Annotated in this window: 16 protein-coding genes and 2 pseudogenes; 10 read left to right on the forward strand and 8 right to left on the reverse strand. The window is 70.0% G+C overall.

What is annotated here, in order from left to right:
• Positions 1-175: 175 nt before the first annotated feature.
• The 3 genes and pseudogenes from hisG to hisS all read right to left on the reverse strand — a co-directional run bounded on the left by hisG (position 176) and on the right by hisS (position 3750).
• Complete coding sequence (hisG, locus tag G3M57_RS23970; RefSeq protein ID WP_163233318.1) at positions 176-1129, reverse strand: ATP phosphoribosyltransferase; 954 nt, start codon at positions 1127-1129, stop codon at positions 176-178.
• Positions 1126-2288 (reverse strand): annotated as a pseudogene (locus G3M57_RS23975) (ATP phosphoribosyltransferase regulatory subunit); the annotation flags it as partial. The gene hisG and the pseudogene G3M57_RS23975, both read right to left, overlap by 4 nt.
• Positions 2263-3750 carry a histidine--tRNA ligase gene (gene hisS / locus G3M57_RS23980; protein WP_163233320.1) on the reverse strand — a complete coding sequence of 496 codons (1488 nt, stop codon included), beginning with the start codon at positions 3748-3750 and terminating at the stop codon, positions 2263-2265. The pseudogene G3M57_RS23975 and the gene hisS, both read right to left, overlap by 26 nt.
• Before the next feature lie 472 nt (positions 3751-4222).
• Between hisS and G3M57_RS23985 the strand changes: the two genes are divergently transcribed.
• The 3 genes from G3M57_RS23985 to G3M57_RS23995 all read left to right on the forward strand — a co-directional run bounded on the left by G3M57_RS23985 (position 4223) and on the right by G3M57_RS23995 (position 7783).
• Positions 4223-4513, forward strand: a complete 291-nt coding sequence (locus G3M57_RS23985; protein ID WP_163233321.1) for a hypothetical protein — start codon at positions 4223-4225, stop codon at positions 4511-4513.
• Positions 4514-5214: 701 nt separating this feature from the next.
• Positions 5215-5424: a hypothetical protein gene (locus G3M57_RS23990; RefSeq protein ID WP_163233322.1), complete on the forward strand. Its 210-nt coding sequence runs from the start codon at positions 5215-5217 to the stop codon at positions 5422-5424.
• Between the two features lie 286 nt (positions 5425-5710).
• On the forward strand, positions 5711-7783 hold the full coding sequence (locus tag G3M57_RS23995) for a TonB-dependent receptor plug domain-containing protein (protein ID WP_056757476.1): 2073 nt from the start codon (positions 5711-5713) through the stop codon (positions 7781-7783).
• A gap of 123 nt (positions 7784-7906) precedes the next feature.
• Here the strand turns inward: G3M57_RS23995 and pgi are convergent, their stop codons facing one another.
• Positions 7907-9526, reverse strand: a complete 1620-nt coding sequence (pgi, locus tag G3M57_RS24000) for a glucose-6-phosphate isomerase (RefSeq protein ID WP_163233323.1) — start codon at positions 9524-9526, stop codon at positions 7907-7909.
• A 120-nt stretch (positions 9527-9646) separates the two neighbouring features.
• Here pgi and G3M57_RS24005 point away from each other — a divergent pair, with 120 nt between their 5' ends.
• From G3M57_RS24005 to G3M57_RS24010, 3 genes and pseudogenes are all read left to right on the forward strand, one after another.
• Positions 9647-10141 carry a hypothetical protein gene (locus tag G3M57_RS24005; protein ID WP_163233324.1) on the forward strand — a complete coding sequence of 165 codons (495 nt, stop codon included), beginning with the start codon at positions 9647-9649 and terminating at the stop codon, positions 10139-10141.
• Between the two features lie 3 nt (positions 10142-10144).
• A pseudogene (locus G3M57_RS28015) lies at positions 10145-10253 on the forward strand (hypothetical protein); the annotation flags it as partial.
• A 114-nt stretch (positions 10254-10367) separates the two neighbouring features.
• On the forward strand, positions 10368-11105 hold the full coding sequence (locus tag G3M57_RS24010) for a DUF1353 domain-containing protein (RefSeq protein WP_056757484.1): 738 nt from the start codon (positions 10368-10370) through the stop codon (positions 11103-11105).
• Positions 11106-11117: 12 nt separating this feature from the next.
• On the opposite strand, the gene G3M57_RS24015 is transcribed toward G3M57_RS24010, so the two are convergent.
• A complete protein-coding gene (locus G3M57_RS24015) occupies positions 11118-13298 on the reverse strand; it encodes a protein-disulfide reductase DsbD family protein (RefSeq protein ID WP_163233325.1) in 2181 nt (726 codons plus the stop codon).
• 127 nt (positions 13299-13425) lie between these two features.
• On the opposite strand from G3M57_RS24015, the gene G3M57_RS24020 reads away from it, so the two are divergent.
• Positions 13426-13818, forward strand: a complete 393-nt coding sequence (locus G3M57_RS24020) for a MaoC family dehydratase (RefSeq protein ID WP_056757492.1) — start codon at positions 13426-13428, stop codon at positions 13816-13818.
• Between the two features lie 188 nt (positions 13819-14006).
• Here the strand turns inward: G3M57_RS24020 and G3M57_RS24025 are convergent, their stop codons facing one another.
• Positions 14007-14801: a SapC family protein gene (locus G3M57_RS24025; RefSeq protein ID WP_163233326.1), complete on the reverse strand. Its 795-nt coding sequence runs from the start codon at positions 14799-14801 to the stop codon at positions 14007-14009.
• A gap of 263 nt (positions 14802-15064) precedes the next feature.
• Here G3M57_RS24025 and G3M57_RS24030 point away from each other — a divergent pair, with 263 nt between their 5' ends.
• Positions 15065-15877 (forward strand): acid phosphatase, encoded by an 813-nt coding sequence (locus tag G3M57_RS24030; protein WP_056757498.1) that lies wholly within the window; start codon positions 15065-15067, stop codon positions 15875-15877.
• A gap of 52 nt (positions 15878-15929) precedes the next feature.
• Here the strand turns inward: G3M57_RS24030 and G3M57_RS24035 are convergent, their stop codons facing one another.
• Positions 15930-17534, reverse strand: a complete 1605-nt coding sequence (locus tag G3M57_RS24035; protein ID WP_163233327.1) for a cisplatin damage response ATP-dependent DNA ligase — start codon at positions 17532-17534, stop codon at positions 15930-15932.
• 103 nt (positions 17535-17637) lie between these two features.
• Here G3M57_RS24035 and G3M57_RS24040 point away from each other — a divergent pair, with 103 nt between their 5' ends.
• Positions 17638-18603 carry a DUF2167 domain-containing protein gene (locus G3M57_RS24040; protein ID WP_163233328.1) on the forward strand — a complete coding sequence of 322 codons (966 nt, stop codon included), beginning with the start codon at positions 17638-17640 and terminating at the stop codon, positions 18601-18603.
• Between the two features lie 94 nt (positions 18604-18697).
• Complete coding sequence (locus tag G3M57_RS24045) at positions 18698-19108, forward strand: PaaI family thioesterase (protein ID WP_056757507.1); 411 nt, start codon at positions 18698-18700, stop codon at positions 19106-19108.
• A 9-nt stretch (positions 19109-19117) separates the two neighbouring features.
• Here the strand turns inward: G3M57_RS24045 and G3M57_RS24050 are convergent, their stop codons facing one another.
• A complete protein-coding gene (locus G3M57_RS24050) occupies positions 19118-20125 on the reverse strand; it encodes a ligase-associated DNA damage response exonuclease (RefSeq protein WP_163233329.1) in 1008 nt (335 codons plus the stop codon).
• Between the last annotated feature and the right edge of the window lie 7 nt (positions 20126-20132).

The following is a 20132-nucleotide window of genomic DNA, read 5'->3' on the forward strand; positions in this document are numbered from 1 at the left end:
TGGGCTCGTTTCTTCCTTGCAAGGGTTAGAAACGGCAAATCCGAGATGGTGTCAACGGCAACGATCGTGAATCCGGCGGGCTTGGCGTTATTTTTGACACAAAACCGTTAGATTGGACCGGCGGGTCAAACTTATCGCTGATCTCTCAGCCATTTTTTGACAACTCAGTCAAAACTTACCGAAACAGCCTCTGGCGAAGCTTGTCCAGCACGGCCGACCGCGACTCGAACACATAGTCCGGGCGCGAGACGGTGACCGGCTCGACTCCGGCCGCGCCCAGGGCGGCGGCCGCCTCGAACAGGTCGGCCGTGGCCAGCAGGGCGCCGTTGGCCCGCCGCGCGCCCTGGCCGACGAACGGAGCCACGGCCGCCTGGCCCGCGGCGTCCTGCTCGGCCGGCCAGACCAGGGTGGCCAGTCGGGCCGCCCGGCCCTTGGCCTCGACCACGGACAACAGCCGCGCCAGCGAGTCGACCTGGCCGTCCGTCCACGGCGTGATCAGCGAGGCGGTCAGTTGGGCCTGGCTCTTGAGGATCACCCCGTCGGACAGGATCTTCAGACCGTTGGCCGCCAGGGTCGCGCCGGTGGTGGTGATGTCGACCACCAGCTCGGCCGCCCCGGCCGCCGGCGCCCCCTCGGTGGCCCCGCTGCTCTCGACGATCCGATAGTCGGCCACGCCGTGGCGGGCGAAGAAGGCCCGGGTCTGGGTGACGTACTTGGTGGCCACGCGCAGGCGCCGGCCGGTCTTGGCCAGATGGGCGTGGCCCACCTCGTCGATGTCGGCCATGGTGTCGACGTCCAGCCAGCTCTTGGGGGCGGTGACCACCAGGTCGGCGCGGCCGAAGCCCAGGGCCCGCAGCAGCATGACCCGTTCGTCCATGTCCTCGCCGCGCTCGCGCAGCAGGTCTTCGCCGGTGACGCCTAGGTGCAGCTCGCCGCTGTCCAGGCCCGCGGCGATGTCGCCGGCCGACAGCAGCCGCACCGACACCCCCGGCAGGCCCGACAGCTCGGCGCTATAGCCGCGCGCGCCGCCCGACATCTCCAGCTTGAAGCCGCACTCGGCCAGCCAGGCCTCGACCTGGTCCTTCAGCCGGCCCTTGGAGGGGATGGCGAAGATCATCGGGGCGCTCATTCGCCGCCTCCCGCATAGGCTCGCGCCGGGCGCACCATGCAGCCCACGGCGCCGGTCTTGGTTTCCGCCCCCAAGCGCGCGGGCAGGCCGTCATAGCGGCCGCCCGCCGCCACCGGCCGCTCCTCGTCCAGAGCGGCGCTGCGCACCTCGAACAGGAAGCCGTCATAATAGCCGAAGGCTCGGCCGAAGGCGGCGGCCAGCACCATGCGGTCCTCGGGGACGCCGCGCGCCGTCATGCCGGCCAGCCGCCGCCGCCAGCCGTCCAGGGCCGCGTCCAGCCCCGCCCGCTGGGGACCGCCCAGGGCCGAGATGGCGTCCAGGGCCGCGCCCGGACAGTCGCTGACCGCCAGGAAGGCGCGCACCGCGTCGGCCTCGCCGGCCGACAGCTTGCCGGCCCGCGCGGCCTGGGCGCGCTCGACCAGGCGGTGGGCGATCTCGGCCGGACGCCGGCCGCCGACCGGCTCGATGCCGGCCAGGGACCACAGCTCCTGCAGCACCGCCGAGGCCTCGGCCTCCGGCAGGCCGGCCAGCAGGGCGGCGATCCGGCTTTTCTCTTCGCCCGCCCCCTCGCCACCGCCGCCGTCCAGCTCGATCTTCAGCTGGCGCGGCCGGGCGAAGGCCCGCCTCAGCCGCGCGCCCAGCGGCGGGGTCAGGCCCAGGCTGTCAACGAAGGCCCCGAACAGGCTGACATCGCCCAGCAGCAGGGTCAGGTCGTCGCGACCGCCCGCCGCCGAGGCCGCCCAGGCCAGGGCAGCGATCTCGGCGTCGGCGGCCACGGGATCGCCGGCCTCGAAGGCCTCGACCCCGACCTGCAGGAACTCCTCGGCCCGATCCGAGCCGCGCGGCGCGACGCGGAACGCCTTGCCCTCATAGAAGTAGCGGCCTTCGAGCGCGCCGGCCGCCAGGTGCTGGCGGGCGATGGCGACCGTGAAGTCGGGGCGCAGGCAGGCCTCCTCGCCCGCGTCGCCGGAGACCACGAACAGCCGCGACCGCATGGCCTCGCCGGCCAGGTCCAGCAGCAGGCCCAGCGGCTGCAGCACCGGCGCGTCGGTCGGCGTCGCGCCGGCGGCCAGGAACGGGGCGCGGATGGCGTCCAGCGCCGCCGCCGGAAGGGTACGCTCGAGCCTCATGCCTCAGCCCCCGATGATGTTGCGGACCGCCGCGACCAACTCGCCGCGCGGGATCGTCTGCTGGCCGGGCCGCTCGGCCTTCCAAGCGGCGTTGTCCGCCACCCCGGCGGCCAGTTCGCGGCCGAGGTCCAGGTCCTTGATGGTCACCGTGCCCGCCGCGATCTCGTCGCCGCCCAGCATGATGGCGGCCGGCGACAGGCGGCGGTCGGCGTATTTCATCTGCGGCCGCATGCCCGAGGTCCCCAGATAGACCTCGGCCGGGATGCCCGCCGCGCGCAGCTCGCCGGCCACGGCGAAATAGTCGCCCATGTGGGCCTGGTCGAAATTGATGATCACCACCGGCCCGCGCGCCGCGCCGCCCGGCTCGCGTCCCGCCGCCCGCAGGGCCGCCGCCAGGCGCGAGACGCCGAACGAGAAGCCCGTGGCCGGGGTCGACTGGCCCGTGAACCGCGCCACCAGGTCGTCATAGCGCCCGCCGCCGCCGATCGAGCCGAAGCTGACCTTGTTCCCCTTGTCGTCCGTGGTCGACAGCAGGAGCTCGGCCTCGAACACCGCGCCGGTGTAGTATTCGAGCCCCCGGACGATGGACGGCTCAAAGAGCGCCTGGTCGTCGGCCACGCCCAGGCTCTTCAGGGCCGCGTCGATCTTGGCCAGTTCCTCCAGCCCCTCGTCGCCCTCGGCCGAGCCGCCGATGACGTTGGCGATCTTCGCCAAAGTCTCCGAGCGCCCGCCGGACCCGGCCTGGACGAAGTCCAGCACCGAGTCGATCGCCTTGCCGACCAGGCCCGCGCCCTTGGTGAAGGCGCCGCTCTCGTCCAGGCGCCCCTCGCCCAGCAGCAGCCGCACGCCCTCGACGCCCAGCCGGTCCAGCTTGTCGACCGCCCGCAGCACCGACAGCTTCTGGCCGTTGGTCTCGACCCCGGCCGCGGTCAGCAGGCCGTTCAGCAGCTTGCGATTGTTGATCTTCAGCACCGCCGCCCCGCGCGGCAGGCCGGCCGCCTCCAGCCCGGCGACGGCCATGGCGATGATCTCGGCGTCGGCCTCCGGACGGGCCGAGCCGACGGTGTCGGCGTCGCACTGGATGAACTCGCGGAACCTTCCTGGCCCCGGCTTCTCGTTGCGCCACACCGGCCCGAAGGCGTAGCGGCGGAACGGCTTGGGCAGGGTCTCCCAGTTCTGGGCGGCGAAGCGGGCCAGGGGCGCGGTCAGGTCGTAGCGCAGCGCCATCCACTGGTCGTCATCGTCCTGCAGGGCGAACACCCCCTCGTTGGGACGGTCGCTGTCGGGCAGGAACTTGCCCAGGGCGTCGGCATATTCGAACGCCCCGGTGTCCAGCGCCTCGAAGCCGTAGCGCTCATAGACCGCCGACACCGCCTCCAGGATCGCCCGCTCGGCCCGCAGGTCGCGGGCCCGCTTGTCGGCGAAGCCGCGCGGGCTGCGGGCTTCGGGACGGAAGGTCTGGTCGCTGGGTGTCTGGGTCTGGTCGGTCATGCGCGCGTCGGGTCCTGGTCGTAGGTCTCGACGGATGGCGCTTGTGCTCAAGCCCCATCCGCCTTGGGCGGGGCTCGGGCTGGGTTGTCGCTAGAGCGAACGGACCCGGCCGATCCCGCGAGGCGAGGTCGGATGGTGGTGGCGGCCGTGATGATGCGGCAGGCGGGTCATTGGGGCGGGGGTATAGAGGATAGGGGAGGACGGGGGAAGAGGGCGAAAACCTAGCTTCCAGCCCTTCTCGGAAGTTTAAACGACGAGCGGCCAATTCTCGAGGGTTGAGCTCGGCGGCGATTCGGGCCGTTGTGGTTGAAAATGGAAGTTTAAGGCGCCCCATGGATCACCCACTAGACGAAGGAAAGAGAAAACTACGACGCTTGGTACAAGGGGCCTCGCCAACGGAAGGCGCGGCCCTCATTCATTTCGGGATTTCTGCCTGGAGCTTTTCGCTGGATATGGTTGGCGGCCGAGGTCGGTGCGCGATGATCGCATTCTATTTGAGGACGAGGGCGAGCCGCTGGAAGTCTTCGTAGCCCCCTCGAAAAGCTGGCTTTACCACTTAGTTTCCAAGCGATGTGACTACTCGCACACTCTGATAATCACCGACCAGAGCATCAGCTATAATGTGAAAACCACAGCCGATCGAAACGGCTGGAGCATCGCCCACTACTCCGATCTTCCGGAGTGGCTGCTTGCGACATTTGAGCAGAGCATCAACGACCGCTATCAGGGTTTCGCGGACGAGGGCACGCTCGCGGCCTATTGAGAACTCACTTCGGACAGATGGGCTAACGTCACTCAGTCGCACGGCGGCCCCCTAGTCCCCATTTCACCACGAGCACACACTCACCCCGCCCCCAACAAATTCAACGCCCTACGCCCGCCCACGCCGAGCGTAGGGCCAATTTGATCCCTCACCTCCGAAACGCCCGCATAATCACTCTCGCCCCACCACCGGGGAGGCCGTCCAGCTGGCGACCTGGCGGGTGGCGGGGGCGGTCGAGCGGGGAGCGTCCGCCGGCCGGTGTCGGAGGGCCCTTCGGGTCGGTCGGCGGAGCGTGGAGGTCCTGGATGGGGCCTCGGGCGGTCCGGACCGGACGATGGGAACACCCCCTCGGGGCCGAACGGCGAAACGCACCAGGCGCGGGCTGAAATCGCCCGCGCGGTCCAGGACGGAGCCAACGTCCTGCCCGCCGGGGGCCTCCATCGGAGCGGGTTAAAAATCCGCGATCCGAAGGCTCTCGTCCACCGGCCGCGCGGAGCGCTCCGGCCCAGGCCGAAACGGTACACTCCAAATCCTACACCGGGCATGGCCTGGACGCTCCGCCGCCTCCCCAAGCCTCAGCGGGTTTCCGCGTGAGATCGAGAAACCGTGCCTGCGAACACTTGCCCCCACCTGACCGCTTCGCGGTCTGTCCGCCCCCATGGGGGGCGGAGCCGCCCCAACCCTCCAAAGGAGAGATTTCGATGAGCAGATCCAAGACGCCCGCCAACGATCATCTGGCCGCCTTCAAGCCGGCGGGCGACGACCTCGACCGCCTCACCGACGCCGAGATCGAGGCCCGGCTCGCGACCACGGGCGAGACGCTGATGCGGGAGATCAAGCTGAGGATCCTGCGCTCACGGGAGCAGAGCCTGGCCCGCCTGGCGGCGTCGGCGCTCAAGGACCTGCCCTGAGCGGCGCGCGCCGACGGGGACGCGCCCTCGCGGCGTGTCCCCTGTGGACGGGCGAGGTTTGGGGACACGCCGCGAGGGCGTGTCCCCGGCCGCGGGGCCACAGTGTTTCTCGGGCCTGACCCAAGTCTTAACGACGCCTTCACCAGTGTTATCCACAGGTCACGCCAGTCCAGCAACATGAACGCCGCGTAATCTGTCCGCGAAGTAATCCACCTTTCTGGCTTGTAACTTGAGATGACGGTCCTAGGTCGGCAGGTATCGCCTCACATCTGAGGGGATGACATCCATGACCAAGACCCTGCTGCTGGCGACCACCGCCGCCGCCCTGATCCTGACCGCCGCGGCGGGCGCGCAAGCCGCCGAGGCCGCGCCGCAGGCCGCCCAGGCGCCGGTCCCCACCGGTCCGACCAGCCAGGCACCGCTGGACGACGCCATGCAGAAGGGCGTGCTGGTCTTCACCCCCGACTTCTTCGCCGCCCAGCGGCCCAACACCGCCCTGGACATGGTCGACCGGGTCCCCGGCTTCACGGTCGACGACGGCACGGGGGCGCGCGGCTTCGAGGGGGCGGTCGGCAACATCCTGATCAACAACAACCGCCCGGCCTCGAAGAACGACGCCGGCTCGGACGTGCTGGAGCGCACCCCCGCCAGCCAGGTCGACCGCATCGAGCTGATCCGCGGCGGCGCCCCGGGCATCGACATGCAGGGCTATTCGGTGGTGGTGAACGTCATCCTGAAGACGGCCGCCAGCCGCCAGTCGATCCTGACCTGGAACAACGTGCTGTTCGACGGCGGCCACGACGTCTGGGGCGGCAGCTACCAGTTCACCGCCAAGAGCGGCGAGCGCAGCTGGAGCGTGCTGCTCAGCGACGGCGTCTCGACCAGCGACTCCAACGGCGTGGGCCGCAACATCCGCCGCGACGCGGCCGGGGCGGTGCTGCGCGACGAGGCCTTCGTCAACGACAGCTGGGGCGGCAGCGACACGGCCCGGGTCAACTATTCGGGCCCGCTGGCCGGCGGCAAGGTCGAGGCCACGGCCGAGTACGGGGTCCACGACTGGAAGGAATGGCAGAGGATCAGCTCGCCGGGCGTGCTGCGGGCCAGCGACTATGCCGAGGACACCAGGTCGGGCGAGCTGGGCGTCACCTGGATCCGGCCGCTGAAGCCGAAATGGACGCTGGAGACCCGGGTCATCCACCAGTTCGAGCGCTTCGACGACGTGGCCACCGGCAGCGACAGCGAGGAGGGCCTGGACCAGCGCTTCACGGCCAAGGGCGACTCCTCGGAATCGATCGTCCGCGCCCTGGTCCGCCACGAGGCCGGCGCGGCCCTGACCATCGAGGCCGGCGGCGAGCTGGCCTACAACATGCTCGACACCCGGCAGGCCTATGTGGAGAACGGCGCGCCGGTCGCCCTGCCCTCGGCTTCGGTCAAGGTGGAGGAGCTGCGCGGCGAGGCCTTCACCAAGACCACCTGGCGGGTGAACCCGCGGCTGACCCTGGAGGGCGGGCTGCGGCTGGAGACCTCGACGATCAAGCAGTCGGGCGACGCCTCGAACAAGGAAAGCTTCTTCTACGCCAAGCCGCGCTTCCAGGCGACCTGGACGCCCAAGGCCAACCACCAGGTGCGGGTGCGCTTCGAGCGCGAGCTGGGCCAGCTGGACTTCGAGGACTTCGTGGCCTCGTCCGATTTCGACGACGGCAACGTGCACGGCGGCAATGTCGACCTAGTGCCCGAGCAGCGCTGGATCTCGGAGATCACCTTCGAGCGGCGGTTCTGGGGCGAGGGCATCGTCTCGATCGGCTACCGCCACGACCAGATCATCGGCGTGATCGACCGCAAGCCGCTGGACGGCGGCCTGTCGGCGACGGGGAATATCGGCGACGGCACGCTGGACCGGCTGTCGGTCAATATCGTGGTGCCAACCGACCGGTGGGGCGTCAAGGGCGGGCGCCTGACCTTCAAGAACGACTGGAACGAGACCCACGTCACCGATCCGACCACCCACAAGGATCGTCCGATCTCGGAGGTGCGGCCGACCCAGGCCAATATCGGCTTCCAGCAGGACATCGCCGCCTGGAAGACCCAGTGGGGGATCACCTGGCTGCCGAAGCTGGGCCGGGAGACCTTCGACCCGGACCAGACCGGCGGCTGGCGCGGCGCGGCCTATTTCGAGACCTTCGTCGAGTACAAGCCGACCCCGACCCTGTCGCTGCGCGCCCAGCTGAACATGTGGGACGACTTCGTCGTCCGCCGCACCGTCTACGCCGACCGCGACACCCGGGCGGTGGCGTTCACCGAGGACCGCGACATCAATCCGCGCTCGTTCTGGACGCTGCGGGTGAGGAAGACGTTCTGAGGTGCGTGGCCCTCGTCCTTCGACAGGCTCAGGATGAGGGCCATGGCACGGGTCCCGGCAGTAGAAAACCTCATCCTGAGCTTGTCGAAGGACGGGGTTTTCTGTTCCCGGAGCCGGCGGCTGCTACGCCTTCAGCCGCTCGATCAGCGCCGCGGTCGACGGATCGTGCTGGCCCACAGCCCCGCTCTCCAGCTCCGGCAGGATGCGACCCGCCATCACCTTGCCCAGCTCCACGCCCCACTGGTCGAAGCTGTTGATGCCCCAGATCACGCCCTCGACGAAGGTCTTGTGCTCGTAGAGGGCGATCAGGGCGCCGAACGCCTGGGGCGTCAGGCGCTCCATCAGCACCAGGGTCGACGGCCGGTTGCCGGCGAAGGTGCGCTGCGGGGCCAGGGTGGCGATTTCGGCTGGCGAAACACCCTTGGCGGTCAGCTCCGCGACGACGTCTTCGGTGGTGCGGCCCACCATGAACGCCTCGGCCTGGGCCAGCAGGTTGGACAGCAGCTTCTCGTGCATGCCGGCCGGGCCCTCGTCCGACTTGGCCACGCCGATCAGCTCCATCGGGGTGATGTCGGTGCCCTGGTGCATGCACTGGAAATAGGCGTGCTGGACGTTGGTGCCCTCGTCGCCGAACACCACGGTGGCGGTGCCCCGTTTGACCGGCTGGCCGTCGGGCCCGACCGACTTGCCGTTGCTCTCCATCTCCAGCTGCTGGAGGAACGAGGCCAGGCGGCGCAGGCGGTGCGAATAGGGCACGACCGAGCGGGCGCGGCGGTCCAGGCCGTTGCGGTTGAAGATCTGGGCCAGGGCGATCAGCACCGGGGCGTTGGCCTCCAGCGAGGCGGTGCGGAAGTGCTGGTCCATTTCGGCGGCGCCGTCCAGGAAGCCCTGGAATGCGTCCCAGCCGCAGGCGACGGCCACCGACAGGCTGACCGACGACCACAGCGAATAGCGGCCGCCCACCCAGTCCCAGAAACCGAACACCCGGTCATCGGCCACGCCGAAGGCGGCGGTCTTGTCCAGGGCGGTGGAGATGGCGGCCAGGTGGGCGTTGGCGCCCGCCTCGCCCAGGGCCGCGGCCAGCCAGGCGCGGGCGGCGCCGGCGTTGGCCAGGGTCTCCTGGGTGGTGAAGGTCTTGGAGACCACGATGACCAGGGTCGTTTCCGGGTCCATGTCGGCCGTGGTCAGGGCGAACTCGGCGCCGTCGACATTGGCCACGAAGCGCAGGTCGATCTGCGGCTTGATCGGCCGCAGGGCGTCCCACAGCAGGCGCGGGCCCAGGTCGCTGCCGCCGATGCCGATGTGCAGGATGGCCTTGAACGGCTTGCCGGTGGCGCCCTTGATCGCGCCGGAGCGGACGGCCTCGGCGAAGGCCTTCATCCGGGCGCGGACGGCCTCGACCTCGGCCATGACCGGAACGCCGCCGGCCTTGACGTCGGCGCCGGCCGGGGCGCGAAGGGCGGTGTGCAGGACGGCGCGGCCCTCGGACGAGTTGATCGCCTCGCCGCCGAACATCCGGGCCCGGGCGCCCTCGACGTCGGCCGCGTGGGCCAGGTCCAGCGCCGCCTCGAGCCCGGCCTCGTCCCAGGCCTGCTTGGACAGGTCGATGTGCAGGCCGGCGACGTCCAGGGTCAGGGTCTCCAGCCGCCGGGGCTCGGCCTCGAAGAACTCGACGATGCGCTTTTCGCCGGCGGCCTTGGCGGCGGCTTCCAGGCGGGTCCAGGCGGCGTCGAGATCGGCCATGCGGCGTTCCTTCATGCGAGGGGTCACGGTTTTGGTAAATCGGCGTTTACCCGCGCGGGCTTACCAAACCCCTGCCGCCGCGTCATGAAGACCAATGACGTTTTTCGCGGGGAGAACTCCATGTCCTGTGACGCCGTCGCCTTTTCCGCCATGCTCTGGTTCGCCTCGGGCAGCCCGGGCCTCCAGGCCGTCGACCCGGCCCCGGCCGTGATCCAGCAGGGGCAAGCCCCGGCCTCGGTGGCCGGCGAGCCGCTATTTGTCGACATCGTCGGCCGCGCCAAGCGGCTGAAGGCCCAAGCCGAGACCTACCGCACCGGCCTGCCCAAGGACCCGGCCGCCGTCGCCGCGGCCCTGAAGGGCTTCGACGTCTTCCAAGGCCAGATCGCCGAGCTGGCCGCCCAGGACATGAAGGGCCACGTGACCCTGAAGGAGCGCGGGGCGGTCGACGACCTCAAGTGCATCCTGCGCGGCATCAGCCAGGACCTGCCCGAGAAGCTGAAGGCCGTGGGCGAGGCCAAGACCGTCAAGGACCAGGACCTGGCCCTGCGCGACATGGTCTATCTGCTGAACGACAACGTGGAAGTGATCACCGCCCCGCCGCAACCGGCGGCGTGAGGCCCTGCGTCCTTCGAGGCTCGCCTAAGGCTCGCACCTCAGGATGAGGACTGTGGGTTGGCTCTGAGTTCCTCATCCTGAGGCGCCCGCGCAGCGGGCCTCGAAGGACGCACCGCCTTATGCATCCCGATACTTCAACCCGCCGCCGCACCTTCGCCATCGAGGCTTGATAAGGCGCAGCTCGCCGTCCAGAAGGTCGCCTCCTCGCGAAACTCCTCCGCCGATCATGCCGCCAAAGTTCAAGTCCGCCGCCGTCCTCGCCGCCAGCCTGGTCCTGGGCGCTTGCGCCACCGAGACCAAGACCACGGTCTTCGTGCCGGTGGTCGCCCCCACCCCGCCCAGCTCGCTGACGCCGCAGCCGGTGATGCTGTTCAACCAGACCAAGGACGGCCGCAAGCTGTTCACCCTGGACGCCGAGTTCCCCTATTGCGACGCCGAGACCGGCAAGGTGATCGTGGTGCCGCGCTGGTACGTCACCGACTTCGCCAGCGTGCCCTGGTACGGCCAGGGCTTCGTCGACCCGCAGGGGCCGACGGCGCGGGCCGCCATCGTCCACGACTGGCTCTACACGATCGGCGAGCCGGGCAAGCGCGAGGAGGCCGACGACATCTTCCTGCGGGCGATGCTGAAATACGGCGTGCCGCCGTTCCAGGCCAACATCGCCTACAAAGCCGTGCGCATCGGCGGCGAGAAGGGCTACGGCCTGCCCACCGACTGGAAGTTCACCGATCCCAAGCGCCAGGACGTCTTCCAGCCCGCGCCCTTCGCCAAGCCCCGGACCGGCGCGGTGCGGATCTTGCCGCGCTGCCAGGGCTTCGGGGCGCTGATCCAGTCCGGCTGGCGAGCCTATCCGATCAAGGCCCCGGCGATCGCGGCCCCGCCGCCGGTGGTGGTGACGCGCACGCCGCTGGACCAGGTGCGCGAGCGGCTGCCGTTCGGCGGCAAGGGCGAGAAGAAGAAGTAGGGGGTCTCGCCCCTACCCCTTCGCCGCGGTTTCCACCGCCTCTATAACCAGCCCCTCGGTCAGCAGCTGGGGCAGGATCACCGGCGCGCCGGATCCCTTCGGATAGACCAGGTACAGCGGCACGCCGGCCCGGCCGTGCTCGGCCAGGGCGGCGGCGATGGTCGCATCGCGCTTGGTCCAGTCGGCGCGCAGCAGCACCGCGTCGCTGGCCTTGAAAGCGTCGACCAGGCGCTGGCCCTTCAGGGCGGTTCCCTCATTGACCTTGCAGGTCACGCACCAGTCGGCGGTGAAGTCGACCATCACCACCTTGCCCTGGGCCTGCAGCACCTTGACCTTCTCGGGGCTCCAGGACTCGGCCGCCAGCCCTGGGCCGGCGGAGATCTCGGCCGAAACGGCGGCCGGAGCCGAGGCGGCCGGCGCGGCGCGGGCGCCAGCGACGACCAGGGCAATGGCGGCCACCAGCGACAGGGCCGCCAGGACGAACGGGACGGCCGCGCCCTTGCCGGCGATCGACCGCGCCTGGGCCAGGCCGTAGAGCCAGGCGGCGAAGGCGATCAGCACGCTGGCGGCCAGCAGGGCGGCCAGCGGGATCGACCCGGTCTGCTGGCTGTAGACCCACGCCAGCCAGGCGGCGGTGGCGTACATCGGGAAGGCCAAGCCCTTCTTCAGCACGTCCATCCACGGACCGGGACGCGGCAGGCGGGCCAGCAGGCCGGGTATGAAGGCCAGGAGCACGAACGGCGCGGCGAAGCCCAGGGCCAGGGCCAGGAACACCAACAGCGAGGCCAGCGGCGGCTGGGTCAGGGCGAAGCCCAGGGCGCCAGCCATGAACGGCGCGGTGCAGGGCGCGGCCACGACCACGGCCAGCGCGCCGGTCAGGAACGAACCGCCCAGACCGCTGCTGCTGGTCCCCGACGCCACGCCCTGCACCGAGGCGCCAACCTCGAACACGCCCGACATGTTCAGCGCCACCAGCAGCATCAGCAGGGCCAGGCCCGCCACCACCGCCGGCGACTGCAGCTGGAAGCCCCAGCCCACGGCGGCTCCGCCCGCCCGCACCGCGATCAGCAGGCCGGCCAGGGCCAGGAAGGTGACGACCACCCCGGCCAGGAAGGCCAAGCCCTGGACGCGGGTTCGACCGGCGTCATGGGCGTGGGCGGTCAGGCTGGCCGCCTTCATCGACAGGATCGGGAAGACGCAGGGCATCAGGTTGAGGATCAAGCCGCCCAGGAAGGCGAAGGCCACGGCCAGGGGCAGGCCCAGGCTGGCGCCGTCGGCCGAGCCATGGGCCTTGGCCGGCGCGGCGGGCGGCGCGCCCAGGCCGGCGGCGGCGGCGGGGATCGCGCCCGGCGTGGCGGTGATCTCGTAGGCCGCGCCGTTCAGGGCCAGCACGCCGGCCAATTCCGTGGGTTTGGCCTCGGCCTGGGTGAAATCGTAGCCGGGGGTCAGCGACAGGGTCAGGCCCCCGGGGCCGCGCTCGATCGCCTGCTCGGGCGGGTGCTCGATGACCTTGCCGGAATAGGGATAGAAGAACGCGCCGGACAGGTCGGCGCCCTTCAGCGGCGCGCCGGTGACGGCCAGCTTCAGCACCGAGCCCTGGAGGTCGAACACCGCCTTCAGCCCGGCCGGCTTGGGAGCCTTGGCCAGGGTCTCGGCGACCTTGGCGCCCCACTTGGGGTCAGTCTGAGGCGTCCCCGCCACCACGGGCAGGGTCAGGGTGACGACGGCGTCCTCGGGCACGCAGACCTGCTCGCAGACCAGGAAGGCGGCGGCGGCCTTCAGGGTGACCACCGAGCCGACCTGGGCGCTGGCCGGCGCGCTGATCGGCACGGGCAGCAGCACCTCGCCGGTATAGGCGAAGTCCAGCAGCGGCCCGACACGGCTCTTCTCGGGGGTCGGCCAGACGATGTCGCCGGCGGTCCAGCCGGCCGGCAGGGTCCAGACGATGCGCGTCGCGTCGCCGGCGTCGCCGGGATTGCGCCAATAGGTGTGCCAGCCGGGCTGGATCTTCTGGCGCAGGGCCACATAGACGGTCGAGCCGGGCGCGACACCGGCGTCCTGCGACACCAGCTCGACCTCGATGTGCCCGGTCTGGATCGGTTCGGCCTTGGCCGTTCCGCCCAAGCCCGGCGCGCCGACGCAGAGGGCGATCACCAGCGCCGGAAGGACGGCGAGCAGCTTTCGAAGCGACATGAACAGGTTCCAGGCTGGCCCAGGGTACAGATGGGGCAAGACACATGACCTCTCCAAGCGCTCTCGACAATGGCCAAGCCGCCGTGATCAGGTCGGTGACCCGCGTTCGCAAGAGAGTCGCCCACCCATGCCCGCTTCCTTCGACGATATCGAGATCGGCCAGGTGGTCACGCTGGGGACCACGGTGGTCGACGGCAAGGCGTTGGACGCCTTCTGCGCGGCCTTCCAGCCCGGCTGGCCGGCGGCCAGCGGCGCGCCCGACACCATGGTCTTCGCCATCTGGTCCAAGCTGGACGCCGAGGCCAGCGCCGCCTGGCCCCAGACCAAGCGGGTCGGGGTCGACGCCCTGCGCTGGCTGCGCAACCCGCCGGCCGGCGAGCTGTTGCGCGGCCGCATGACGGTGATGGGCAAGGACCCGGTGGGCGACGGCAAGGGCATCGTCATCGCCCAGCACGACCTGCTGGACGAGGCGGGGCGCCTGGTCTTCTCGTGCCTGACGCGGAGTATCTTCGCGCGGTGAGGCCTTGCGTCCTTCAAGGCTAGCCTGCGGCTCGCACCTCAGGACGAGGACCTCGGTGCACCGCATTCCTCATCCTGAGGCGCCCGCGCAGCGGGCCTCGAAGGACGCACCAAGTTCACTTCAGAAACGAAAAAGGCGGCGGGCTCTTTCGAACCTGCCGCCTCTTCCAACGCCGTGGAGCGTAAAGCCTAGTTCAGCGCGCCGTTGGCGACCTGCTGCTGCTGGCGCAGGGTGGCCAGGGCGATCAGGCGGTCCCAGCCGATCAGCGACACCAGGTGCGCATAGATCTGGGCCAGGGCGCCGCTGGTCTGCAGCTCCTTGATCTTGTCGGCCGGCAGGGCGTTCAGCTTCTCTTCCGAGACGCCGAAATACTCGGCCACGGTCTGCGGCTCGCCCGGCTGGCCGTTCTGGTCCATCGGGGTGAAAATGGCCTTCTTCAGTTCGAAGAGGTCGTTGTCCTTCAGCAGTTGCACGAACGAGTCGGTGCGGCGGCGCTCGACTTCGAAGTCGTCGCAGAACTTGATGCAGTTCTGGGTGTATTCGGTCGGCTCGCCCTTGTCGTCGAACAGCGGGGTCTGGCCGCCCTCGGCCAGCAGGTCCGAGCCGCGGTCGATGCAGACGATCAACCGGTCCTGGCTCTCGTCATTGGCCAGGACGAACGGATAGCGGCGGATATAGGCGGGGATATAAGCGCCCGCCTCGAAGGCGCCGTCGGCCTGGATGAACAGGTTCTCGCCGGTGTTCAGGCCCATCACGGCCAGCGGCACGCGGTCATCGCCGGCGAAGATCACCGGATAGCTGAGGGCGGCCGGGGCGAATTCGGTGACGGCCAGCGGCACGGCGGTGCCGTTCAGGGCGAAGCTGTACGGCTTGTCCTTGTGGACCAGGGCGAGCTTGGCGTGCTGCTCGCGGTTCAGCGGCTCCGGCGAGGAGTAGAAGAGGACGTTGCCGGAGATGCCGCCGGCGGGTTGGGTCGTTTCCATGAACAGCTCGACAAAAGGCTAATGAACGGACGCCTATTGCGCTCAGGCGGCCTTTAAAGGTCTGGCGCTTCTAGCCGATCCCGCGGGGCCTCGCAATCGACCCCTCCGCCCTGCGGTTCAGCGGCGCTTCGGTTTCGCCCGTGGCGGGAGAACGGGCGCGAAAGATCGCCGCGTCGGGCGGCTTCCGGGGCGACCATCGTACGGCCGCGCTTGACGCAGGCCCTCGGCGCCGGTCTGTGGGAAGGATCGAGCGGAGGCCGTCCATGACCCGAAACGCCCTGTTATCGGCCGCCCTGGCCGGCCTCCTGCTGGTGGGTTGCGCGCCGGTCCAGGACCGGTTCTCGGGCTCGAAGGCCGCGCCCTACGCGGTCAGCCCCAGCACGAGCAGCTGGACCAAGCCGCCGCCCGGCTACCTGACCACTGGCATGAACCTGGACGGGGCGCTGATCGTCGGCCCGCCGCCGGCCCCGGACTCGCCGCGCGGCAAGGCCGACCGGGCGACCTTCGAGGCCACGCGCAAGCTGGCCGGCACGCCGGCCTGGAACACGGCCATCGCCGACGCCGACCTGTCGGGCGCGCACGGCTTCAAGAGCTTCTCCTGCGCGGCCGGCGTGACGATCGGACCGCAGGCGACCCCGACCCTGGCCCGGCTGCTGCTGCGGATGACCGACGACGCGGCCACCCTCTACCAGCCGGCCAAGGCCGCCTTCCAGCGTCCGCGCCCGCCGGTCGGCAATACCCGGCCGATCTGTGTGCCACGCGAGAAGTGGATCGAGACCGATGGCTCCTACCCGTCCGGCCACGGCCTGATCGGCTGGTCCTGGGCGCTGGTGATCGCCGAGGTCGCCCCCGAGCACGCCAGCGCCGTCCTGGCCCGTGGTCGCGACTTCGGCGACAGCCGCGTCGTCTGCGGCGTGCACTATCCCAGCGACATCGAGGCCGGCCGCTATCTGGGCTCGGCCCTGGTCTCGCGCCTGCATCAGGACCCGGCGTTCATGGCCGACCTGGCGAAAGCCAGGGCCGAGGTGGCGGCGTCCCGGGCGAACGGAACGCCGACGGGGTGCTCCGCCGGGTAGGCGGGCGGCGTTCACCCCGCCTTCTCCGGGCTCACCGCCGCTCGAACGGATCTCAATCCAGCATCCGCTCCAAGGTAGAAAGCTCATCGGCCTCGCGGGAGGGTTTGTCCCAGCGGATCCGGTTGATGCGCGGGAACCGCATGGCCACGCCTGACTTGTGGCGGGTCGAGCGCTGCAGACCCTCGAACGCCACCTCGAACACCAGGCCGAACTCCAGGTCGGCGCGCACCGAGCGCACCGGCCCGAACCGCTCGATCGTGTGGTCGCGCACGAACTTGTCGATCTGTTTCAGCTCCTCGTCGGTGAAGCCGAAATAGGCCTTGCCCACCGGCGTCAGGTGACGCGTCCCGGTCTCATCCTCGCGCCAGACTCCGAAGGTGTAGTCGGAATAGAAGCTGGACCGCTTGCCGTGGCCGCGCTGGGCGTACATCAGCACCGCGTCGATCAGGCGAGGGTCACGTTTCCACTTGAACCACGGGCCCTTGGGGCGGCCGGGCTCGTAGACGCTGTCCCAGCGCTTGAGCATCAGGCCCTCGGCGATGGCTGGATCGCCTTCCGGCGGCTGGGCCCGCAGGGCCGCCAATTCCTCCCAGGTCGCGAAGGGCTGGATCGGCGACAGGTCGATGCGCGGGCTGGCCGCCTGGTCCACGAACGCCTCCAGCCGCGCCCGGCGTTCCCGGAACGGCAAGCCGCGCAGGTCGGCCTCGCCGTCCAGCAGCAGGTCATAGGCGCGGATACCCGCCGGATAGGCGTGCAGTTGCTTGGCGTCGACGGTCTTGCGGTTCAGTCGCTGCTGCAGGTCGCCGAAGCTGGCCACGGCCCCGTCGCGCATCACCAAGAGCTCGCCGTCGATCGCCCCCTCGAAGGTCAGGGCCTCGACCACGTCGGGAAAGGTCGCCGAGATGTCGTCGCCGGTGCGGGTATAGAGCCGCTTCTCGCCCCGCTCGCTGACCGCCTGGACGCGGATGCCGTCCCACTTCCACTCGGCGGCGTAGTCGGCCGGATCCAGCTTGGCGAAGTCGACCGCCTCGTCGATCGCCTGGGCCAGCATGACCGGCCGGAAACGACCGGGCGCGTCGGGCGAGGGCTGTTCGGAGCGCCCCTCCAGCCAAGCGAACAGGTCGCCATAGGGCGGGGTCATGGCGTGCCAGACCTCCTCGACCTGGCCGATCTCCACCTGGCCGAAGTCGGCGCAGGCCTGCTTGGCCAGCCGCGCCGAGACCCCGACCCGCAAGCCGCCGGTCATCAGTTTCAGCAGCGCCCAGCGGCCGTCGGCGTCCAGGGCGTCCAGCCAGCCTTCGATCAACCGCTGCACTTCGGATCGGGACGCCGTGCGCAGGCTCTCGACCACTTCAGACAGGTCGGGCTCTCGATTGGCGCCGGGTTTCTCGGGCCATACCAGGGCGACGGTCTCGGCCAGGTCGCCGACATAGTCATAGGACCAGGCGAACAGCTGGGGGTCCATCCGGCTCTCGACCGCCTTGCGGATGAAGGCCGGCTTGGCGGCGTTGAACGACAGCGCTCCGGTCAGGGCCGCCAGCACCCAGCCGCGCTCGGGATCGGGGGTCTCGCCCAGGAAGTCCTTGATCAAGATCAGCTTGGCGTTGCGCGAGCTGGTCAGGGACAGCCGGTCGAGAAGGTGGGCGAAGGCGCGCATGATCGTCTTTCAACGCACGAGATCGCGCGGCGGCCAAGCCTTCGCTGTGGCCAAGCTTTCATCGCCAAGCTACCCTGGGTGCGTTGCTTGGGGGAAACACGTCTTGCGTCAGTTCGAAGCCGCCGTGGCGGCAATGGTCCTCTGCGTCGCCGCGCCCGCGTTCGCGGCCGACCAGCCTTCCACCCCGCCGGCGGTCACGGCTTCCGCGCCGGACCTGTCCTGGCAGGACAGGCTGGAACGCCATACCGGTGTGGTTGATCTGCCTCAGGCCAAGGCCCGGCTCAATCTCGGGACCGACTACTATTATCTCGACGCGGCAGCCTCGCGGCGCGTGCTGGTCGAGGGCTGGGGCAATCCGCCGGACGCCGCCGATGGCGTGCTGGGCATGATCTTTCCCGCCCGCTTCAAGCCGCTGGACGGGCCGTCCTGGGGCGCGGTGATCAGCTACCAAGATTCTGGCTATGTCGCCGACAAGGATGCGCGCGACACCGATTACGACAAGCTGCTGGACGACCTGCGCAAATCCGAGCCCGAGCAGAACGCCGAACGTGAAAAGGCCGGCTATGCCAGCCTGCACCTGGTGGGCTGGGCCGAGCGGCCGACCTATGACGCCACGCGGCACGTGGTGATCTGGGCGCGCGACCTGAAGGCCGGCAACGCCTCGGTCGACACCCTGAACTACGACATCCGCCTGCTGGGCCGCAAAGGCGTGCTGAGCCTGAACGTCATCTCCAGCATCAACGACCTGCCCGAGGTGCGCGCCGCCGCCGGCCACATCGCCGACCAGGCCGCCTTCGTGCCGGGCCAGACCTATGCCGACTTCCACAAGGGCCAGGACAAGATGGCCGAGTATGGCGTCGCCGGCCTGATCGCCGCGGGCGTGGGCGCCGCGGCCGCCAAGAAGCTGGGCCTGCTGGCGATCCTGGCGATCTTTCTCAAGAAGGGCGCCGTGCTGCTGGTCGCGGCGTTCGGCGCGGTCGCCGCCTGGTTCCGCCGGACCTTCCTGGGCCAGAAGGACGTCGCGGCGAAGGGCTCCAAGCCGCCCAGCGGGCCGGACCTGATCTCCTAGGAACGGGCGACGGTTCCGGCGGCGAGGTCGGGCTTGCGAGCGGCTCGAACATCTGTTTGATTGGCCGCGTCCGGAGCCCGGACCCGGAGGCGCCATGAGCCCGCCCGAGCCGTTCGTACCCCATCCACGCAAGAGCCCGCTGACCACGCCGTGGGAGCCGATCTTCGCCGACATCCGCGACGATCGCTGGGTCCTGGCCGTGGAATTGCGCGAGCCGCACACCAACTCCCGTGGCGGCCCGCACGGCGGCCTGATCGCCGCCCTGGCCGACAACGCCATGGGCTTGTCGTGCGGGGTGATGCTGGCCCGGCTGGAGATCCCCAGCAGGGGTCTGGTCACCGTCTCGCTGGGGCTCGACTACCTGGCCGCCGCCGAGATCGGCCAGTGGCTGGCCTTCGACACCGACTTCATCAAGCCGGGCAAGAGCCTGTGCTACGCCGAGGCCACGGTGCGGGCCGACGACAAGCCGGTGGCCCGGGCCCGAGCGACGTTCAAGGTGATGTGAGGGGGCCCCCTACTCCCCCTCCTCCTCGTCGTAACCCACCAGCCGCAAGGCCCGCGCCGGGATGCCCTGCAGCTCGCACCAGCGTTCCAGGGCCTCTTCGCGGCCGTGGGTGATCCACACCTCGCCCGGGCGCAGCTCGTCGAGGGTGGCGGTCAGCTCGTCCCAGTCGGCGTGGTCGGAAATGATCAGCGGCAGCTCCACGCCCCGCTGGCGGGCCCTGGCCCGCACCCTCATCCAACCGCTGGCGAAGCAGTCGACGGGATCGGGAAACCGCCGCGACCAGCGGTCGGCCAGGGCCGAGGGCGGAGCGACGATGATCGCGCCCTCGAAGTCCTTCTTCGTGCCGGTGGTGGCGGGCGCCAGCAGGCCGAGATCGACGCCGTGGCGGCCATAGAGCCGGTTCAGCCGGTCCATCGCGCCGTGCACGTGGATGGTTCGGTCCCAGCCGGCCTCGCGCAGCAGGCGGATCACCCGCTGGGCCTTGCCCAGGGCGTAGGCTCCGACGATGTGCGCGCGCTCGGGAAACTGCTCGACGGACTTCAGGAGAGCGGCCACCTCGCCCCTGTCATCGGGGTGGCGGAAGACCGGCAGGCCGAAGGTCGCCTCGGTCACGAACACGTCGCAGGGCACGGGCTCGAAGGCCGGGCAGGTGGGGTCGCGGCGACGCTTGTAGTCGCCGGAGACGACGATGGTCATGCCCTTCCAGCGGATCACCGCCTGGGCGGAGCCCAGCACGTGGCCGGCCGGGACCAGCCCGACCTCGACGCCGTTGTGGGTGAAGGCCTCGCCGTAGGCCACTGGCTGGCGGCGGCCGGCGAAGTCGTCGCCGTAGCGCTCGGCCATGATCGCCAGGGTCTCGGGGGTGGCGGCGACCACGCCGTGTCCGGCCCGGGCGTGGTCGGCGTGGCCATGGGTGATCACCGCCCGGTCCACCGGGCGGACGGGGTCGATATAGAAGTCTCCGGGCGGGCAGTAGAGCCCGTCGGGCTTCGGGCAGATCAGGTCCTGCGGCTTCATTGGCTGG

It is taken from the genome of Caulobacter rhizosphaerae (assembly GCF_010977555.1).
Lineage (GTDB): Bacteria > Pseudomonadota > Alphaproteobacteria > Caulobacterales > Caulobacteraceae > Caulobacter > Caulobacter rhizosphaerae.

Excerpts from the sequence above, each read along its gene's own strand:
- G3M57_RS24005 (WP_163233324.1), top strand. The coding sequence starts at position 9,647 with ATGTCCTGTGACGCCGTCGCCTTTTCCGCCATGCTCTGGTTCGCCTCG.
- pgi (WP_163233323.1), bottom strand. The coding sequence starts at position 9,526 with ATGGCCGATCTCGACGCCGCCTGGACCCGCCTGGAAGCCGCCGCCAAG.
- G3M57_RS24015 (WP_163233325.1), bottom strand. The coding sequence starts at position 13,298 with ATGTCGCTTCGAAAGCTGCTCGCCGTCCTTCCGGCGCTGGTGATCGCC.
- G3M57_RS23995 (WP_056757476.1), top strand. The coding sequence starts at position 5,711 with ATGACCAAGACCCTGCTGCTGGCGACCACCGCCGCCGCCCTGATCCTG.
- G3M57_RS24025 (WP_163233326.1), bottom strand. The coding sequence starts at position 14,801 with ATGGAAACGACCCAACCCGCCGGCGGCATCTCCGGCAACGTCCTCTTC.
- hisG (WP_163233318.1), bottom strand. The coding sequence starts at position 1,129 with ATGAGCGCCCCGATGATCTTCGCCATCCCCTCCAAGGGCCGGCTGAAG.
- G3M57_RS23990 (WP_163233322.1), top strand. The coding sequence starts at position 5,215 with ATGAGCAGATCCAAGACGCCCGCCAACGATCATCTGGCCGCCTTCAAG.
- hisS (WP_163233320.1), bottom strand. The coding sequence starts at position 3,750 with ATGACCGACCAGACCCAGACACCCAGCGACCAGACCTTCCGTCCCGAA.
- G3M57_RS24045 (WP_056757507.1), top strand. The coding sequence starts at position 18,698 with ATGAGCCCGCCCGAGCCGTTCGTACCCCATCCACGCAAGAGCCCGCTG.
- G3M57_RS24020 (WP_056757492.1), top strand. The coding sequence starts at position 13,426 with ATGCCCGCTTCCTTCGACGATATCGAGATCGGCCAGGTGGTCACGCTG.
- G3M57_RS24030 (WP_056757498.1), top strand. The coding sequence starts at position 15,065 with ATGACCCGAAACGCCCTGTTATCGGCCGCCCTGGCCGGCCTCCTGCTG.
- G3M57_RS24010 (WP_056757484.1), top strand. The coding sequence starts at position 10,368 with ATGCCGCCAAAGTTCAAGTCCGCCGCCGTCCTCGCCGCCAGCCTGGTC.
- G3M57_RS24050 (WP_163233329.1), bottom strand. The coding sequence starts at position 20,125 with ATGAAGCCGCAGGACCTGATCTGCCCGAAGCCCGACGGGCTCTACTGC.
- G3M57_RS24035 (WP_163233327.1), bottom strand. The coding sequence starts at position 17,534 with ATGCGCGCCTTCGCCCACCTTCTCGACCGGCTGTCCCTGACCAGCTCG.